Raw genomic sequence first — 1,625 nt, forward strand, 5'->3', positions numbered from 1 at the left:
GATCGGCGGCACGACGCCGACGAACGGGGTCGTGAAGCGCTGCCGGAGGGCGGGGAGCACCAGGGTCGAGGCGGTGTTGCAGGCGATGACCGCGAGGTCGGGCCGGTGGGTCGCCACCAGCCGCTCCATGACGGCCAGAACGTCGATGGGATTGAAGTCGGGACTGTAGGGCGGAAGGTAGAGGACCCGGGCACCCACCGCCTCGATCGCCTCGCGCACGCCAGCGACCTTGTGGGCCTGCACCTGGCGATGGCGAAGGGGCGGGGCGTCAGCTCGGTCCAGCGCTCGGGCCAGCGGGGGCTGGCGGAGTCGAGGACGGCGCCGTGGAAGGCGTCGAGCGCCAGCCGCCCGTTATTGGCGGCCGAGCGTGGGGCCGATCTCGCCCGGATCATGGATCAGTCGGGCCACAGGGATCCCCGGACCGTGGTCGGCTACATCCGTCGAGCCAATGCTTTCAAGGGACACTCGGGGAGCGGCTTCCTCTGAGACGCAGGACTTGCTAGACGCCGCCGCGCTTCAATCCTCCGGCGTGACGCAAGTCCCTAAGAAGGCCTTCCGCTCCGGCCCTTCCCTCAGCTTCTAGAGCTGTTCCCGCCTATGTAGCGACGGCCAAGTCATTTTCGTAACCGGCAGCTGTGAGGCAGTTGCGGCACTCGTCTGAGGTAAAGCCGGTGAAGGCTTCGCGGATGGTTGCCCAGAGGTCGGGCACGGTGCGGGCGGCAGCAGTCCTGAGCATCTGCTTCAGCTTGGCGAAGATCTGCTCGATGGGATTGAAGTCGGGACTGTAGGGCGGAAGGTAGAGGACCCGGGCACCCACCGCCTCGATCGCCTCGCGCACGCCAGCGACCTTGTGGGCCTGCAGGTTGTCGAGGATCACGGTGTCGCCGGCTTGCAGCACCGGGACGAGGTTGTCGGCGACGTAACTGCGGAAGCGCTGGCCGTTCGTGGCGCCATCCATGAGGCTGAGCGCGCACAGGCCGGTGGTGCGCAGCGCCGCGGTGACGGTCGTGGTCTTGTAATGCCCCTGCGGCACGAGCAGCCGGCAGCGCTCGCCGCGGGGGGCGCGTCCGTAGCGGCGGGCCATGTTGGTGGCGGCCGCGGTCTCGTCGAGGAAGACCAGCGTGTCGGGGTCGAGATCGGGCATGGCATCGAACCAGGCTTGGCGCTCGGCTTTCACATCCGCGCGCTCCTGCTCAGCCGCGTAGACAGCCCCTTTTTACGGCTGATGCCGTGGCGGGCGAAGAAGCGCGACAGCCCGCTCGTGCTGGTCGTCACGCCCCGCGCGGCCAGGACATCGCGCAACTCGCGCAGGAAGATCTCGGGCCGGGCCTCGTAGGTGGACAGGATCAGATCGGCCTGCGCTTCGATGCCCGAGAGGCGGTCGCCGCTGTGCGTGGGGTTGGGCGCGACGTGACCTTCCTGCGCGAACCGGGCCGACCATCGGCTTGCACTCGACACGCTCACATCAAACCGGGCCGCCGCTCGATGGAAAGACGCGCCCTCGGTCACGGCCGCTACAACGCGCTCGCGCAGATCGACTGATAAAGGTGATGGCATTGCCGCCTCCTTAACCGGTCAACGCGGCAACCCCGGCTCCGTCGCAACGCCTCCGGGAACAGCTCTAA

2 protein-coding genes and 1 pseudogene are annotated in these 1,625 nt (G+C 68.1%); 1 reads left to right on the plus strand and 2 read right to left on the minus strand.

The window, feature by feature from the left end; translation table 11 throughout:
- Nucleotides 1-237, minus strand: a pseudogene (locus MKK69_RS31355) (transposase); the annotation flags it as partial.
- 12 nt (nucleotides 238-249) lie between these two features.
- On the opposite strand from MKK69_RS31355, the gene MKK69_RS17295 reads away from it, so the two are divergent.
- Nucleotides 250-486 carry a hypothetical protein gene (locus MKK69_RS17295; RefSeq protein ID WP_243969802.1) on the plus strand — a complete coding sequence of 79 codons (237 nt, stop codon included), beginning with the start codon at nucleotides 250-252 and terminating at the stop codon, nucleotides 484-486.
- Between the two features lie 109 nt (nucleotides 487-595).
- On the opposite strand, the gene MKK69_RS17300 is transcribed toward MKK69_RS17295, so the two are convergent.
- Nucleotides 596-1,557 (minus strand): IS630 family transposase gene (locus MKK69_RS17300; RefSeq protein WP_243969804.1). Its coding sequence is split into 2 segments (ribosomal slippage): nucleotides 596-1,206 and nucleotides 1,206-1,557, totalling 963 coding nucleotides; the frame shifts between segments, so codons are not numbered across the junction.
- Between the last annotated feature and the right edge of the window lie 68 nt (nucleotides 1,558-1,625).

Source organism: Methylobacterium sp. J-026 (assembly GCF_022829585.1).
Taxonomy (GTDB): domain Bacteria; phylum Pseudomonadota; class Alphaproteobacteria; order Rhizobiales; family Beijerinckiaceae; genus Methylobacterium.

Excerpts from the sequence above, each read along its gene's own strand:
- MKK69_RS17295 (WP_243969802.1), top strand. The coding sequence starts at position 250 with ATGGCGAAGGGGCGGGGCGTCAGCTCGGTCCAGCGCTCGGGCCAGCGG.